This window comes from Schlesneria paludicola DSM 18645, from assembly GCF_000255655.1.
Classification (GTDB): domain Bacteria; phylum Planctomycetota; class Planctomycetia; order Planctomycetales; family Planctomycetaceae; genus Schlesneria; species Schlesneria paludicola.
The window spans coordinates 3032696-3048064 of the sequence record NZ_JH636435.1 but is presented as its reverse complement, the minus strand read 5'-3'; the positions used below and the strand labels follow the sequence as shown (position 1 = coordinate 3048064).

The 15369-nt window shown below is 55.7% G+C and carries 16 protein-coding genes; 8 read left to right on the top strand and 8 right to left on the bottom strand.

What is annotated here, in order from left to right; all coding sequences use genetic code 11:
- Positions 1-54: 54 nt before the first annotated feature.
- Positions 55-348 (bottom strand): IS3 family transposase, encoded by a 294-nt coding sequence (locus OSO_RS0131045; RefSeq protein WP_010582138.1) that lies wholly within the window; start codon positions 346-348, stop codon positions 55-57.
- 319 nt (positions 349-667) lie between these two features.
- On the opposite strand from OSO_RS0131045, the gene OSO_RS0131035 reads away from it, so the two are divergent.
- From OSO_RS0131035 to pyrE, 5 genes are all read left to right on the top strand, one after another.
- Entirely contained in the window at positions 668-1195 is a 528-nt protein-coding gene (locus tag OSO_RS0131035; protein WP_010586816.1) for a hypothetical protein, read from the top strand.
- A gap of 111 nt (positions 1196-1306) precedes the next feature.
- A complete protein-coding gene (locus OSO_RS51075) occupies positions 1307-1459 on the top strand; it encodes a hypothetical protein (protein ID WP_157605554.1) in 153 nt (50 codons plus the stop codon).
- Positions 1460-1679: 220 nt separating this feature from the next.
- Complete coding sequence (locus tag OSO_RS0131025; protein WP_010586815.1) at positions 1680-2210, top strand: GNAT family N-acetyltransferase; 531 nt, start codon at positions 1680-1682, stop codon at positions 2208-2210.
- Positions 2211-2275: 65 nt separating this feature from the next.
- Positions 2276-2770 carry a hypothetical protein gene (locus tag OSO_RS0131020; protein WP_010586814.1) on the top strand — a complete coding sequence of 165 codons (495 nt, stop codon included), beginning with the start codon at positions 2276-2278 and terminating at the stop codon, positions 2768-2770.
- Positions 2771-3052: 282 nt separating this feature from the next.
- On the top strand, positions 3053-3565 hold the full coding sequence (gene pyrE / locus OSO_RS0131015) for an orotate phosphoribosyltransferase (protein WP_202799994.1): 513 nt from the start codon (positions 3053-3055) through the stop codon (positions 3563-3565).
- Positions 3566-3653: 88 nt separating this feature from the next.
- On the opposite strand, the gene OSO_RS0131010 is transcribed toward pyrE, so the two are convergent.
- The gene (locus OSO_RS0131010) at positions 3654-5462 is read right to left on the bottom strand and encodes a UbiD family decarboxylase (protein ID WP_010586812.1); all 1809 of its coding nucleotides are present in this window, start codon (positions 5460-5462) and stop codon (positions 3654-3656) included.
- Between the two features lie 437 nt (positions 5463-5899).
- Here OSO_RS0131010 and OSO_RS0131000 point away from each other — a divergent pair, with 437 nt between their 5' ends.
- Positions 5900-6529, top strand: a complete 630-nt coding sequence (locus OSO_RS0131000; protein ID WP_010586811.1) for a gamma carbonic anhydrase family protein — start codon at positions 5900-5902, stop codon at positions 6527-6529.
- 105 nt (positions 6530-6634) lie between these two features.
- Positions 6635-7603, top strand: coding sequence for an ion transporter (locus tag OSO_RS49530; RefSeq protein WP_010586810.1), 969 nt, complete (start codon positions 6635-6637; stop codon positions 7601-7603).
- Between the two features lie 72 nt (positions 7604-7675).
- Here OSO_RS49530 and OSO_RS0130990 read toward each other — a convergent pair whose 3' ends face one another.
- From OSO_RS0130990 to OSO_RS0130970, 5 genes are all read right to left on the bottom strand, one after another.
- Positions 7676-8668, bottom strand: coding sequence for a hypothetical protein (locus OSO_RS0130990; RefSeq protein ID WP_010586809.1), 993 nt, complete (start codon positions 8666-8668; stop codon positions 7676-7678).
- A gap of 46 nt (positions 8669-8714) precedes the next feature.
- Positions 8715-9260 carry an ExbD/TolR family protein gene (locus tag OSO_RS0130985; protein WP_040592719.1) on the bottom strand — a complete coding sequence of 182 codons (546 nt, stop codon included), beginning with the start codon at positions 9258-9260 and terminating at the stop codon, positions 8715-8717.
- Between the two features lies 1 nt (position 9261).
- Positions 9262-9717, bottom strand: coding sequence for an ExbD/TolR family protein (locus OSO_RS0130980; RefSeq protein ID WP_010586807.1), 456 nt, complete (start codon positions 9715-9717; stop codon positions 9262-9264).
- A 22-nt stretch (positions 9718-9739) separates the two neighbouring features.
- On the bottom strand, positions 9740-10555 hold the full coding sequence (locus tag OSO_RS48820; RefSeq protein ID WP_083843038.1) for a MotA/TolQ/ExbB proton channel family protein: 816 nt from the start codon (positions 10553-10555) through the stop codon (positions 9740-9742).
- A gap of 460 nt (positions 10556-11015) precedes the next feature.
- Positions 11016-11405, bottom strand: coding sequence for a nitroreductase family protein (locus OSO_RS0130970; RefSeq protein ID WP_029247662.1), 390 nt, complete (start codon positions 11403-11405; stop codon positions 11016-11018).
- Between the two features lie 233 nt (positions 11406-11638).
- Here OSO_RS0130970 and OSO_RS0130960 point away from each other — a divergent pair, with 233 nt between their 5' ends.
- Entirely contained in the window at positions 11639-12973 is a 1335-nt protein-coding gene (locus OSO_RS0130960) for a hypothetical protein (RefSeq protein WP_010586804.1), read from the top strand.
- Positions 12974-13005: 32 nt separating this feature from the next.
- Here the strand turns inward: OSO_RS0130960 and ppk1 are convergent, their stop codons facing one another.
- Positions 13006-15261: a polyphosphate kinase 1 gene (gene ppk1 / locus OSO_RS0130955; RefSeq protein ID WP_010586803.1), complete on the bottom strand. Its 2256-nt coding sequence runs from the start codon at positions 15259-15261 to the stop codon at positions 13006-13008.
- Positions 15262-15369: the final 108 nt, after the last annotated feature.

Genomic DNA, 15369 nt, shown 5'->3' with positions numbered 1-15369 from the left:
CACTGCCGACGAATGCTCACGAAGCGATCGCTCGGATCAATCCAAGACCGACGTTCAGCCACCGTGCTCGGCCACTTTTTTTTTGAGCCAATCGAGCTCAACCTTCAGTCGACCGATTTGTTCATAGAGCTCTGCGGAACTCGGTTCGTCGGTGGTGGCCTTGCTCGCTGAAGGACTCTCGAAAATCGAAATCGCTCCTTCCAACAGCTGCTTTTTCCAAAGTGCAATCTGCGTCGCATGAACTTTATGAATCGATACCAATTCGCTCGTCGTCTTCAATCCACGAATCGCATCCAAGGCAACTTTCGCCTTAAATGGTCCGTCGAATTTACGTCTGCTCCGAGGCACGGTTGTCTCCCGCTCAATTGCTCGACACGATGCCTCAATAATCCTCGATCCAAACTCCGTTTTCTATCTAAGACGGTGGTCCGAAAAACGGGGTCCACTTCACAGAGAGCGGCGCGGACCCGATTTTCAATTGGCAAAGGATTGCTTGGTTGCGAATGCCTTGCGCGTTTTCGGCGATGTCAATGCGCATAGCATCACAATTTTCACTCTCTGCAGATATTCCACCCCATTCACGCAATCGAAGTTCGTTGCAAGCATCGAATTCGTCGAGGCAATAACGGAATTCCGAAGACGTGGCATAACGCTTGGGATAAAGCTGATGCGATTTTTCACATCCAAGGAATGCGAAGACTGGTGCCGACCATTGGGTGTGCCGCTCGATGAAAAGTTGAGACCGACGCATGGGCTCACGCAGCCGCATCGATTCCGCTGCGCTTTTCCTGACTCATTCTCGCAATTGCTCTGGTTCAGTCGCTGCGTCGAGTCGGCACTTCAGCCGCGCCAGACCTGTCTGCTGTGGGTCACGGACTTCGACATTTTCCCTGCGAATGAGAACCTTCACCTTTATTACCGCTTGCGCCAGTCGTACGGCGATATGCGTTTGCTGCACGAGGCACCGGGACATCTGTGTCTTGATTACGAAGTGCCCGATGTTGTGACGCTCGTCCACCTTTGCATGCTGTTCGGATGGGATGTGCATCTGATTCCGACGTTTGGTTACGGTCAGGCGCTCGTGTGTCATGACGAGTGGGTTGATTTCGGTTTCGACAACGATCAACAGTGCGACGAGACATTGCAAGAGCTTAAGCGGGCTGGCTTCCAAATCTCCTCCTGCGACGGTGTCTGACCCTCCTTGGAATAAGAGAAATGCGATTTCGATCGAAATGTTTCAGGTTCTCCATAATTAACCGATGACGGCCGTTCAGTCCGTTTGATCCCGCAGGAAAGTCTCTCGAAGATGCAGCGTTTCGGTCTGTTGGTTCTGACATTTGCCGCGTTGTGGACGGGCTACGACATTCTCACCGATGGAGGCGTTTTCGTATACTCGCGAATGATCTGGTTCCTGTTTCAGCAAACCCGCGATGGGATCAACTTTTCGACACTCAGTTGAGGCGATTAAAACAAGTATGACACTCGTTCCGCACAAGTGGATCTGTCGAAAGCGTAACTGTTCACAGACCGGCGGCTGGCTCAATTTCCAGCGCTAGAGGGAAGGCTTACCCTAGTCGATGCACTGTGGATTCCAGTTTGACCCGGAAAATGTGCCGGTCCCCCTCTCTTCGGGCTGTGAATGGTTACGTCGAAAGCTTCTGCGGCGAAGGAATTGAGAAATGGACATCGTCATTCGATTGGCAACGAATGCGGATCTCGGTCCCATTCGTGATATCTATAACTATTACGTTCATCGCTCGACCTGCACGTTCCAGCTCGAACCAGACACCGAGGACGCTCGGATAATCTGGTTTCGTGATCGTTCCCCAGCCCACCCGGTCATCGTGGCGGAATCAGGCGGTGACGTGATTGGTTGGGCGGCTCTATCCGCATGGAATCGAAGAGAGGCCTATGCTCATTCGGTCGAAGCGTCTGTGTATCTCCGCCATGATGTCCAGAGACGCGGGATCGGGCGGTCGCTGCTCTGTGATTTGATCGAACGTGCGCGGCAGGCCGGACATCATACGATCATTGGAGGTGCCTGTACGGAACAAGCCGCGAGCCTGGCACTGCAAGAATCCCTGGGATTCGAACGTGTCGCTTGTTTTAAAGAGGTTGGTCAAAAGTTCGGCCGCTGGCTGGATGTCGTCTATATGCAGTTGTTTCTGGATCACCAAACGTCATCGAACGTCGTTCGTGCATTGCCCTGACGATCTCTTCGGATCAAGTTGCTGATGTTGCTCGTTGATCGGTTTGAAAATCGAGGAGCGGTTCAATGACAACGCACGTCTCAAGACGACTGTTTGGGTTCGGTATTACTGGGATGCTTGTTGTTGCAACTATTCTTCTTTTGCCGCTATTGCAAGGTGTGAGGTGGGTCGGCAGGACGGATCTTGAAGTGCGTTTCCTATTGACCGATCGCGAAACGGGGCAGCCAATACCCAACGCGACGATCCATGTGCGTACAGGACCTGGAGGATTTTGTCGTGATCGAGAAACGCGGGAATTTACGATCGTGACAGATGCACACGGAAATGCGAAGCAGATGTGCGAGGAGTGTATGTGCTCTGGAAGTCGGAGCACTTTTGAGAATACCTATAACGTTCACCTTCCACGGTGGAGGTTTTATGCGACCGCCATCGACTACTCTGCAACTGATCCGACAGACCTCGAATTTGGTAACACGGTGCAGAAGGTTCAACGTGGCGACTCATTCGCCGTAATTTCTCTTTCAATCCGTTTGCAGAAAATTGCCACAAAGATTGATTGAGCCTCCACCAATAAGGTCGGACCGATGGTTGAGTCAACCAAAGCGGTTTGTGCGCTTACCATATTGACCGGAATGGTTTCTAGCTTGCTCCTTGGAATGCAATCAAGGCCAGAACGCTCAATCTATTGAACGGAAAGGATGCGTGACCTTGAATGTCAATTTTCTCCCGGGTGCCCTGTGCGATTTCGACGAATCCGATCGGCAGGCCTCGTCCTCAATGAATGCTACAAATCGTGTTCGCGTAATTTATCAATTAAAGGTCATACGACGAAATCCATGTCGATGCTCGCATCTCAAATCAAACGTTGTTCCCGGCTGAGTGGGCATTTTGTGCTTCGGTCTGGGAAGGTGAGCGATACCTACTTCGACAAGTACCAGTTCGAAGCAGATCCGAAGTTGCTGCATGCCATCGCGAAAGAACTGGCGTTGCTCGTTCCGCCGGGCACCGAAGTCCTGGCGGGGCTGGAAATGGGTGGGATTCCCATCGTCACGATGCTAAGCCAGGTCACGGGGCTTCCGGCGGCGTTTATCAGGAAGGAGCCGAAAGAATATGGGACATGCCGCTATGCCGAAGGCGCGACACTGGTTGGGCGGACGTTTGTGCTTGTCGAAGACGTGGTGTCGAGCGGCGGCGCCATTATCGACGCCCTGGAAAAGTTGAAAGCCGATGGTCTGACGCCGAGCCGTGCGCTCTGCGTGATCGATCGCGAGACGGGGGGCAAAGAAGCTCTTGAGTCTGTGGGATTGTCACTCAGTGCATTGTTCACGTTGTCGCAGGTCGAAGGGAGTGAGTAACGGCCCGTTGAGAGTCATTCCCGCGTGATGGTCTCCGGGCAATATGCGGGAATATCAATTCCAATCGCAATCGACCAGCGGACTGCGTTCAGAAGATCCCATGCAGTGGTCCGCCGGGGGCTGCCAGTTGATCAACTCGTTTCGTCACGGCGGGGTCTTCGATTAACGGTGGGGCGTGGTGAGGCTTTCGGCGTGCATCGATGATCAGCGATCCACGGCAGCCCCAGTGCTTCTCGTGCGTGAAGGCTTCGATACCGCTGATGTCTGCTGCGGGATTGGAACGTGTGAAGGTGACCCACAGCCAGTTGTTCAGCGATGTCGATGCGAATTGGCTGTCGTCGACGACGACGATCAGCGGAAACTGGGGGAGTGATGCAGTGAACCGAGCATGATCCGTGTTTGAGAACGATGTGTCACATTCACAGACAATCACGCCCGGTAGGGCGATTCGCGGGTTTCTCAGTCCGTCAGGCAGTGTCAGATCGGGGGGGAGCTCGGTCCCCAGTTCGCGCCGCTTTGGTCCTGCGGCGGCAATGACGACTTTCGAACCCTGATTAAATCCGCTGCCGGAATAGTCCAACGTGTCGATTGTGGTTCGGGTCTGAAAATGCAGGTCTTGAGTCCAATCCACGCGCTCCAGCAGATGCCGGAAATAAGCGGCAATATCGTGGATGTCCAGATCCGGCTGATCTTCCTGCGCGACGATCAGCAGATACTTCGCAAGCGACAATTGTCCTTGACCCAATATTGCATTGGCTGTCGTTAGCAGTTCCTGCGGAGTTCGCGTCGTTGCATAAGGCACGTAACGTTCGCTGCCGATCGCGAGGAGCAGGGGGTGGACGCCCGCCGCGTCGACTGCATGGACGGCTTTCACGCCGGGCAAGACCGTGGGAATGATGGGGCCGGTAATTTCATGAATGATTTCACCGAACGACGTGTCTTCTTGCGGCGGCCGCCCCACGACCGTGAACGGCCAGATCGCTCCCTTGCGGTGATAGACATGTTCCACTTCCATGACGGGAAACTGGTGTTGAAGGCTGTAGTAACCGAGATGGTCCCCGAACGGACCTTCAAGCTTGGTTCGTTGTGGGTCGATGGTACCGGTGATACAGAAATCGGCGTCGGCATAGATCGGCAGAGTACCGGGGCGCGAAATCATTCGGACTGGCCGACGGCCCAAGGCGGCGGCGAAGAGAAGTTCCGACAGCCCCTCGGGGAGCGGCATAACTGCCGACAGCGTCATCGCCGGCGGGCCACCGACGAAAATGTTGACCTTCAGTTTCTCACCGCGGCGAACGGCCGCTGCATGATGCACGCCGATGCTGCGGTGAATCTGGTAGTGCAGTCCGATTTCACGGTTCGGGATATAGTCGTTGCCACCGAGTTGGACCCGGTACATGCCAAGATTGGAGTTCTTGAAGCCTGGATGGTCGGGATGCTCGGTATAGACTTGAGGCAACGTGATGAAGCCGCCGCCGTCGTTTGGCCAACTCTTCAATTGCGGCAGTTGGTCGATGGTCGTTTCATGCTCGATCACGGGACCTGTCCGCGTGCGCCGCAACCACATGGTCCATAGCGATTGGGGTAGGTCAAGGTAGCGGAGCGGCCGTTTCAAGATCTGGGTCGGATCGATTTTCAATTCGACCAGATGCCGAACCGCTTCCAGCGAATCGCGGAACATGAACCGAGTTCGCTCGATGGTTCCGAACAGATTCGAAACCATGGGAAACGGACACCCTTTCACGCGTGTGAAGAGCAGTGCCGGGCCACCTGCAAGGTAGACGCGACGTTGGATTTCCGCTGCTTCTAGACACGGATCGATTTCGGTGTCGATCCGGACCAGATGGCCATGACGTTCAAGGTCAGTAACGGTTTGTGCGAGACTACGATAGCCCATGTCCGATTCAATGAATTGAGGTCGATTCTGCGTTTCATGCGTCCGGGGATCATAGTCGCAACGGCTCGTCGGGCGACAGCATCTCGCGTAGATCTCAGAGTAAGTCCCTCGCGCAATACGGCCATTCCGTTCTAGCTGAGTCGCGCGTGTCGCCTGCACGATCGTTGGCCTGCCTGCAACGAGTTCCTCGGCGTATTGATTCCGAGTTGAAGTTCCGCGTGTGGATGCGGTCGTTCCGTGACGTACGGCTTCACATCAATTATTGTTTTGGTGAACGGCGGACCTGCAGCCGAAACCGTCTTTGGTCCGACATCGCAAGTCATAACTTCAGTGTCGCGGTGCCGCTGTTCGCAAACCGTCGAAACCCGCGCGCGACCACCCCCATCGTCGCGTGCTGATGACATCCTGAGCACGAACATCTCGAATGAGGCTATCGCGTGAGTTCTGATTCCGAAAAATATGTTCCAGAGCAGTTTCCTTCGTGGTCGTTGAACGGCGAAACGCTCCCTCCTCCGCCCGACGTGCTGTATCCCGGCGAACACTGGGACTGGGCGGCGATCAATGCGAAGCCCGAGATTGATCCGACGGCCTGGGTCGCTGAGGGAGCTGTATTGATTGGCCGAGTTCGGTTGAAGGCGCGCAGTTCAATCTGGTACGGCTGTGTTTTGCGAGGGGACCAGCAGTACATCGAAGTGGGGGAAGAAACCAATGTGCAGGATGGTTCGATCCTGCATGTGGAGTCCGATACGCCTTGCATTTTGGGGAATCGCGTCACGCTGGGGCATCGCGCGATCGTGCACGGGTCGACCGTGTGTGATGGGGCGTTGATTGGAATTGCCGCTTCAGTGCTTAGCCGCTGCGTCATCGGTGAGGGGGCATTAATTGCCGCTGGAGCCGTGGTGTTGGAGCGGACTGTTGTGCCTCCACACACGCTGTGGGCTGGATGTCCCGCGAAACAGATTAAGGAGCTGACACTCCCGCAGCGTGAGCGGCTGGCGGCCACGTATCGTCATTACGTCAACAACTCTGCCGGCTATCGTCACTTTGAAGATCTGCAGAACTTGTAACGAACTCGCCAGATCGCCTGTCGGTTTTGTAACGGGAACTCGTCTTGCTCGGAAACGCGCGGCGTGGCTAGAAGACGCTCCGTGATACGCTCGTCTTGAGAGGGAATGTTGTCTTGCTCGATTCCCGAGAGCGACCGTTTCACCGGTGCGTTTCGTGAAACGTCGCAACGTCTCGACCTGCGATTCTCGCTGTTGCTTTGCCGATTTGAGGTTTTCTTCATGGCGAGTGTTGTTCAGGCGTCGGAGGTGTCGGAAGACGAGTTCCGGCCGCAGCAGTTACTGATGTTGCTGCTGTGTGTCTATTCACTGGGGTCTCTCGCCACCGAGACATTTGCGCCACTGTCGGCCGAGTATGTGGCAATCCTCGACGTCATCGATAACCTGATTTGTGGCATTTTCCTGTTCGATTTCGTTGTTGGCCTTTTGATTGCGCAGGATAAACTGCGCTTCCTGGCCTGGGGGTGGATCGATCTGGTGTCCAGTATTCCGGTGATCGACATCTTTCGTGCCGGACGCATTGTGCGCGTGATTCGCATTCTGCGGGTCTTGCGTGGGATTCGCTTGGCGTGGATTCTGGCCAGATACTTGCAGCGCGATCGCGCCAATGGGGCATTTCTTGCGGTCATTTTTTTGTCGATCCTGCTGCTCCTGCTTTCCAGTGTGGCTATTCTGCAGGTGGAGCAGGTTGAGGGAGCGAACATCCATTCCGCCTCGGACGCACTATGGTGGTCTGTCGTGACGATGACGACGGTGGGATATGGAGATAAGTATCCCGTGACGACCGTTGGTCGGATCATTGCCTCGGTAGTGATGATCTCGGGGGTGGGATTGTTCGGAGCGTTAAGCGGTTCAGTGACGTCTTGGATCTTGAACCCGGTCGAGGTCCGTCAGGAGGTCGATCTGGACGCGATTCATCTGGAACTGGCGGCCATCCGCACGCGACTCGATCACGTCCCCGCCGTCGGATTGAAAGAGCTCGATCCTCAATTGACGCGGATCATGGATTCCTGGGGAAACCTCACCGAAAACCGTCGCCGCCAGATTCTTAGACTCATGGATTCAACGGCGGAATGATTGTTCGATACGGCGCAACGAACGCCTGCCGTCCTGTGCCGACGCTCAGTCATCGCAAACAGGAATATGTTTTCAATCGGTCGGTTTGGGTTTGTCGTTGTCGGATGCGAAATCGAGATCGATTGCGCCTCTCGTATCCATTTGTGATTGATTGAGATCGCCCAGTTGGAATGACGGGTCTTGCCCCGCGTTTAACGTAGCAAGTGGTAACAAGTCGTCGGGTAAGATCTTTCTCTGCGGGGACATGCGTGTGCGGCGGCTGGACCAGATTGTCCAGGCGATCAACAAGAATCCGCCAGCGACAATGCCGCCGACAATCCAGGGATTCGTCGGTGCTGTTTTCACTACGGCGGCGCGCGACATGGCATCGAGCCGTGCGCGGCCGACAAGGAGCGGTGCACCGCGGGCATGGTCAAACGCGGTATAAGACATCACTTTCAAGAAGTAGCCGACGAATTCGATTTCCGCTCGAACATCGGTCCCGATTGGCAGATCGGCGGGCGGATCGGCGAAGACAACGACATAAGGAAACGAACGAGATTCGTCTGTCCAACCCCAGGCTTCACACACCTTGGAAATGTTCGAGGGATTCTCGGGGGCGTCGTACTGCAGGACGCGCCGGACGTGCATCCGCAATCGAATCAGTTTGGCTCGGTATTTTTCGGGTTGTTCCCAGAGCTGTGTGAATGCGATGTCCTGACTGGCGCGGCGTTCGAGTTCGGCGAATGACTGAGTCCGACTCCAGTCGATCAGTCGCCAGTAAGCGTCCATCTCGCGCGGCTTCAACGGTGCCCGGTCATTGACTCGTTCCAGCAGATCCTGAATCGCCGCGACTTCCGTTGCGTCCTGATCGTTGGAGCCAGAGACAATCGTCTCCGGGACTGTCGAGTCTGGTTTTTCTGCCTGAATTGCGCCGGCGGGGGGCTCGTCAACAAGCAGCCTCCATGTTCCCGGATCTTTCAAGCGTTCATACAAGGCCCAAAGGACAACCAGCGCCATCAGCATGGATGCCAGTCGCATCATGGTAGCCGATTGTCCAAAAGGTCGGGCAGTCTTGCGGCGCATTGCGTCTTTCCGTGCTAAAACTCCACTGTCACCCGTCAGTGAGACTCTATTTCGATTCGGTGGCCGGTGCCGCATCAACTTCCGTGAAGCTGATGCGCTGCATAAAAGTGCCATCGGGCAAATGTTGTTTGTGGCAGACGTCAATAATTCGCATCAGTTCACCATAGCGCAGCCGACCATCGACGGCGATTTGGACTCGGTCGTAGGGGATCTGTTGAACCGCGAAGGTCGCTTGCAATTGCTTGTCCAGTCGCACCATCTTCGTTTCGTCGAGGTGTCCCTCAATGACGGGATTCGATTCGATCTTGATCTCGGCCACGTCACCGCGATCGTTGGCGACGACATGAAGGTGCAAGGTCTGCATCGCCAAGACATCGGTGGTGCCTTGTCCGAATTCTTGAGGAGACTCGACATTGGTTTGTGGCACGGGCGGCGGCAGATTGAGTGCCAACTGACCTTCGATTGGTGCCGGGCGGAAGGTGAGGATGAAGAACGTCAACAATTGAAAAGCCATGTCCAGCATGGCCGCCAGGTTCATCTCCACTGATCCTTGGCTGCGCGAACGACGTCGACGACGGTGTCTGTGTCGCATGTTATTGACGCTCCTCGTGCGACAAGGCACTCAGTGAAAACTGGCGGTAACCCTGATCCTGGCAGATCTTCAAAACATTGTTGACGAGATGAAACGGTGCCGATCGATCGGCACGAATGATGACCGAGACTGGAAGTTCGCCGTTCTCGATCGCCGTTCCCACTGCCGTCAGTTGTTGCCGAAGGAGCCGCGCTTCCCGACTGACGTACTGTTCGACATCGACTTTCTGGCCGTAGGCATTCACGCGTCCTTCGGTATCAATGTTCAGCAAGAGGGGTTCCAGCTTGCCGTGATGATCCAGGGGGCGTGCCGAGCCCAGGACAGGCAGTTTGAGCGACATGTCGAGCGACGCGCCCTTAAAGTTGATGACGAGCATGAAGAACGTAATCAACTGAAAGACCATATCAAGCAGGGGCGTCAGGTTCGGCTCGGCTCGTTCCGAGAATTGTTCTGACATGACAGACGTCCTTTCACAGTGTTCAAGCGGTCGTGTCTGGGCCGGGACGTTTTTGAGCGGCCAGATACAACCGACGAATAAAGTCGTCGGCCAGATTGAGCGACTGCACGCTAAGCGTGGCGACACGGTTTTTGAACAAGGCGAAGAAATAGATCGCAGGAACCGAAAGACCGACACCTTCAAAGGTCAAAATCAGCGCTTCGGAAATCCCACCCGCCACTTCGCTGGCCTTCATCTGAGCGTCCGAGCGAGCAATCACGCTGAAGCTGGAAATCATCCCTTTGAGTGTTCCCAACAGTCCAATCAACGGGCCCAATGTCCCGACCACGGCCAGCATGCTGATTCGCTTTTCCATGTCGACGGTAATCACTTCCCCCTGACGATCAATGGCCTCACGCGCATCGGCCAGTCCCGACGAGAGCGACACCATGCCGGTCGCGATTAGTTGTCCCAATTCGCTCGGGCTCTCTTTTACCGCTTTGTAAATGGCGTTGAAGTCGCGCTTGGCAAGCAGTTCTTCGCACTGTTCGATCAATTGTGGTGGCATCACGATCGGAGCACGCAGTTCCATGAACAACTGCATGATCGTCGCGATGAAATAGATGGAAATGACCAGCAAGAGTGCTCCGATCCAGCCTGATGTGTGAATGATCCACATCAAGGCCGACTGTGGAGCAGGGGTGTTAGGCTTCTGCGCGGCATCCGCTTGAGCGACATTGGCGGCGTCGTCCGCCTGGGCAAACACCGGAAGCGGGTGTGTCAGTGTCATCGCCGACAATGCCAGGAGCATCAGCACCAGATAAAGCGGCGACAGGCGAACGGGTTGAGTCACGATCATCGAATCATTCCTGGTTGGTAAGCCATTGTCGCAATGGTTGGTAAGCCATTGTCGCAATGGTTGGTAAGCCATTGTCGCAATGGTTGGTAAGCCATTGTCGCAAGAGGTGAAGTATTGTGTTTCGTGAGTCGAAGTGAAGTGAGGCGTCACTTTATCATAAAGGGATCTGCCGGCAGCCGCATTCGCGAGGCCCGGCCCAATGCCTTCGTCTGTGTTGATAATGCCAAATCGAGATGGGCGTCCCGTGTCCGAAATGGATGCAAGCACCTGAATCAGATCGCACGAGAACGCATAACGACGTCGTGAAAGGTTGCCGTCTGCCCTGGGCCGGGCATTGGCCAATGAATGATCCCCCGATTCCAGAACACGCGTGGAAGCAACGAGGACAGTCCCTATCGAGGATGCAAAATCCTGGCCCTGAGACGAGTACCGGGGGCACTCTCCCGATTTCCACCAGGAATTAGACGCGCAGGACTTCGTGTTGATTGAATCGGATGATATGGACAGTGCAGCGATCCCCCTGAAGGCATGATCCCAAAATCGCTGGATCGAGGGGAAAGAGATATGCTGCGTGGCCGATCATCCGGCAGGTCGAGAATCCCATTCTTCGCAATGACTCTGCGAAAAGTGGCGCGCGTTCCGTCTCTGCAATCAGGGCCGCGCCTGACGCCGTTTCCGCCTTGGCTTGGGCTGCGACAACCTCGCGAAGGTGTTCGTGGCTCTCACCGTGAGGCGAACAGATCAGCAGCAGCGACAGTACGGCTGCGGCGAGTGCTGATCCGATAGTGGCTCCCGTCGTTTGCATGACAGCATCATAGAAGGGACTGACGGGCGGGTTCAATAGGGGCATTTTTCGAAACGAACCGATTGCTTGTCGAATCGGCGTGGTTTGAAGGGGACGGCATCTTGGTGACGTTTTCGACATGTCATAGACCCAAACCGTTCTTTCAACAGGCGGCGCACGCCATTGCCGACGATCGCGATTGACGGTGTTGGCGTTTTGAGTTAAAGCACGCCCCCTTCACGCAATAAAATGCCATTCGTTACGTCTCAAATCGCCCCAGACCTTTAAGGAGTCTTGTGATGCGAGTTTCTCGAGCGTTCTTCGGAAGTCTCGTCGTGGCGAGTTGCCATTCATTTGCGTTCGCTCAGGCTGGGATTTCTGACTCGGAACTGATCCTGGGCCCGATCATCCCAATCGGCATCCTTGAAGACGACGCGACGATTTCGGCTTCTCCGATTATCGAGCCGGAATTGGGCCCTGTGGTGCCTCTGGCCGGAACCACGGCGATCGAAGTCCGTCGACTTTCGGCCGCACCTCGGCTGGCCGTTTCGAATCCCGAACTTGGGATCTTTACGGTCGAAGAGGCTTCGGCTCCCACGCCACAGGTTCACACCGCACAGGCAGGAGTCATTCGTCAGCCGGCTGCCGCACCGACGATTCAGATGGTTCATCGAATGGCGCCAAATTCTCCGCGTCCGGTGGTTCATCCTGAGCAGGTGCGAGCGCATTTGACGACTGCGATTCAATCACTTCAGACCGCTGGGATGGCAGAGGAAGCGAATCAGGTACTCGCCATTCAGCAACGATTTCTGCAACGCCAATACCAGGAATTGCTCGTCGCTCACAAAGAATCCCAGGTGCAGGCTCTTCAGGAAGAGATTGCCCGGCTGAAACAAAGTCAGGCGACGACCGCGAATGATGCGCAGGTGACATTGCAATTGCAGCTTGTTCGCGTCAATCGCGACCAACGCGAGACGCTGGTGAAGGCACTTCGCGAAATGAGTTCCACGATTCATCCATCGAATCCGTTACAAGTCCTGAATCCTTGCGCGACGGAAGGCATTTTCGATGTCGAAGGTCAGGCCGTACGCGAACTCGTCAATGGCTTCACCGGAATGCAGCGTGCCAAGATTGTCGCCGAGCCGAGCGCAACCGTACTCAATGGCCGCACAGTTCATTTTGCCTGTGAGCCCGAGTCGGCAATGGCGGCGTTTGTGGTGACGCCTCGAGCGAATCGGCCGCTTTCACGAATTGCTGGATCGATGTTCGAGGTCTGTCCGAATGTGATGCCAACGGGGATGCTGCGCGTCGGACTGGTCGCCGATGTCGCGTGTCAACTCCCGAAGCCGATCGGCGACAAGGACGGAAATCCGATGCGTCGAATCCGGGTAGAAACGGTGATGGATCTCCGACCTGGTCGCACGCTCGCATTCGTCGGGCCGTCAGAATCGGCCGTGCAGGGGCAACCAAACTTGGAACACCCTTGGTGCGACCTGGTCGTCGTGACGCCGACGGTCATTCACGGTCCCGCATCAATGCCAATTCCGTCACACGCGGCGTTTCCTGTAGAACACGCGATTCCAAGACCCCTCATTGAGGCCAAGGCCATCAAACAATCGAATTCCTTTCGTTGAGTGACCGCGTTTTTCGGATGCTTGCGACGGCGTCACTCGTCGTGATTGGCGGCGCGATGCGGTTCGAAGGTCGCCAGAGCCGCGCGTGAGGCATCTTCGATCGCTTCGCTGGTCCGCCGATAAAGGGCTTCCTGGCTGCGAACCAGGGGTGAAGTACTTGGCGCGCGGACCGGTTCGTAACTGCCGTCAGACTGCAAGCGCCGCGCTTTCACGTTGTCAGCCAGGATCGTCTTCAGGATCGTGATCAAATTCCGGCGACAGGTCTTGTCTTCAACCGGAACCAAGAGTTCGACACGTCGGTCCAGATTTCGCGGCATCCAGTCGGCGCTGGAAATGAACACGCGTTCGTCGCCGCCGTGATAGAAGTACAGAATGCGAGCGTGTTCCAGAAATCGATCGATAACGCCCGTAACGGTGATATTCTCAGACAAACCAGGAACACCCGGTCGAAGGCAGCAGACACCGCGAATGCTGAGCCTGACTTTGACGCCGGCCTGTGACGCGGCGTAAAGAGCTTCGATCATTTTTTCGTCGACAAGGGCATTCAGCTTGCCAATGATCATGGCACGCTGCTTGTGACGTTTGCGATCGATCTCGGCTTCGATCATTTCGAGCAACTTCTCACGCAGGCCGAGTGGCGCCATCTCGATCTGACGGAATCGTTGCGGTTGCGAATATCCGGTCACGGCGTTGAAGAACGCCGTCGCGTCGGACCCCAGGTCGTCGTTGCAACTGATCAAACTGACGTCGCTGTAGATCCGCGAGGTGATCTCGTTGTAGTTTCCGGTTCCAAAGTGGACGTACCGCTGGATGCCTTGTGGTTCACGGCGGACGATCAGACAGATTTTGGCATGGGTCTTTAACCCGCGCACTCCGTAAACCACTTGAACGTCGGCCCGCTCCAGATCGCGCGCCCATTCGATGTTGCGCTGCTCGTCAAATCGGGCTTTCAGTTCGACCACGGCCGTGACGTACTTGCCCTTTTGCGCGGCCCGTTTCAGCGCTGCCACGATCGGACTGTTGGCACTGGTGCGATACAGGGTTTGCTTGATTGCCAGCACGTCGGGATCATCCGCCGCTTCATCGAGCAATCGTACGACCGTGTCGAACGATTCGTACGGATGGCAGAGCATGACGTCCTGACGGGAAATCGTTTCGAACAGACTTTCCGAAGGCGAGATTTGTGGCGAGGGCAGTGACGGCCAGGGTTCGTACCGCAGTGCCTCAAACCCCTGTGAATCGCACAACCGGAAATACGCGGCCAGATCCAGCGGTCCGGGAGCGAGGAAGACCCATCGATCCGGGGCGTCGATGGCGTCCTCAAGGAACTCGCGCAATTGGGAACTGGCGTGATCAGCCAATTCCAGGCGGACGCAGTCGCCCTGCCGTCGTGCATTGACGATTTCTTGCATTGTCGACAACAGGTCGGACGCCTGATCTTCTTTCAGTTCCAGATCTGCGTTGCGCGTCAGTCGAAAGGCCACGCTTTCGACAATGCTTTCGCCTGGGAAAAATCGCCCCAGGAACATGCTGACAACATCTTCCAGCAGGATGTAGCTGAAACCACTTTCCGCGGGCAATGTAATGAACCGCTGCCGATTGCGACCGAATGGGACGATGGCATAGCGCGGCAATGACGTTTCGTTATTCGGAGCCAGTCGAACGCACAAGCTGATCGAATTGTTGATTAAGGGCGGGAATCGCGGCGCGTCAAAATCGGCCGACGAATCGGACGCTGAGGCCAGTGTGTCCGCTGCCTTGGCGGCAGCGGACTTCTTTTTCCCCCCTTTGGCTTTCCGTAAGTTTGACTCGGTTGAGGTCGGGTTCATCGTGTCGACGGGGGAGACCGCGGGGCAGGCGACCGCCAGAGGTGTCAGGATCGGAAATACCTCTTGGTCGAAAAGCTTCTCGACATGTTGTGCCTGTCGTTCCGTCAATTCTTTTGGCTGGACGCGGCGCATGCCTGCAGCGGCCAAGGCCGGTTCGAGATCGGACAGCAGGCAATGATACTGCTGTGCCATAAACGACTGCATTCGCTCGCCGATGGCTTTCAACTGCTGAGTGGTCGTCAACCCGACCGGATCGGGGCGCATATCGCCTTCTGCTTCCAGCATCTGAAGGCTGCCGACCCGCACCATCGTGAATTCGTCCAGGTTGGACGCGGTAATCGCCAGAAACTTCAGACGTTCAAGCAGTGGGATCGACGAATCACTGGCCTCATCCAGAACTCGCTGATTGAATTCCAGCCAACTCAATTCACGATTAAAGAAGCGTGGCTCAGCAGACATGCCCGGAAGGTCTCTCAATGGAAAATCGCGTCGAATTCGGTGTCGTTCGATGCTTGGTGGTTACGGTACGTTCAGGACAGTGTGGTTGGCTTGCTCGTTGATGCGATG

Coding starts and splice junctions, on each gene's coding strand:
- OSO_RS48820 (WP_083843038.1), bottom strand. CDS start 10,555: ATGATCGTGACTCAACCCGTTCGCCTGTCGCCGCTTTATCTGGTGCTG.
- OSO_RS0131020 (WP_010586814.1), top strand. CDS start 2,276: ATGACAACGCACGTCTCAAGACGACTGTTTGGGTTCGGTATTACTGGG.
- OSO_RS0130970 (WP_029247662.1), bottom strand. CDS start 11,405: ATGCCCCTATTGAACCCGCCCGTCAGTCCCTTCTATGATGCTGTCATG.
- OSO_RS49530 (WP_010586810.1), top strand. CDS start 6,635: ATGTTGTCTTGCTCGATTCCCGAGAGCGACCGTTTCACCGGTGCGTTT.
- OSO_RS0131025 (WP_010586815.1), top strand. CDS start 1,680: ATGGACATCGTCATTCGATTGGCAACGAATGCGGATCTCGGTCCCATT.
- OSO_RS0131010 (WP_010586812.1), bottom strand. CDS start 5,462: ATGGGCTATCGTAGTCTCGCACAAACCGTTACTGACCTTGAACGTCAT.
- OSO_RS51075 (WP_157605554.1), top strand. CDS start 1,307: ATGCAGCGTTTCGGTCTGTTGGTTCTGACATTTGCCGCGTTGTGGACG.
- pyrE (WP_202799994.1), top strand. CDS start 3,053: ATGCTCGCATCTCAAATCAAACGTTGTTCCCGGCTGAGTGGGCATTTT.
- OSO_RS0130960 (WP_010586804.1), top strand. CDS start 11,639: ATGCGAGTTTCTCGAGCGTTCTTCGGAAGTCTCGTCGTGGCGAGTTGC.
- OSO_RS0131035 (WP_010586816.1), top strand. CDS start 668: ATGCGATTTTTCACATCCAAGGAATGCGAAGACTGGTGCCGACCATTG.
- ppk1 (WP_010586803.1), bottom strand. CDS start 15,261: ATGTCTGCTGAGCCACGCTTCTTTAATCGTGAATTGAGTTGGCTGGAA.
- OSO_RS0130985 (WP_040592719.1), bottom strand. CDS start 9,260: ATGCGACACAGACACCGTCGTCGACGTCGTTCGCGCAGCCAAGGATCA.
- OSO_RS0130990 (WP_010586809.1), bottom strand. CDS start 8,668: ATGCGCCGCAAGACTGCCCGACCTTTTGGACAATCGGCTACCATGATG.
- OSO_RS0130980 (WP_010586807.1), bottom strand. CDS start 9,717: ATGTCAGAACAATTCTCGGAACGAGCCGAGCCGAACCTGACGCCCCTG.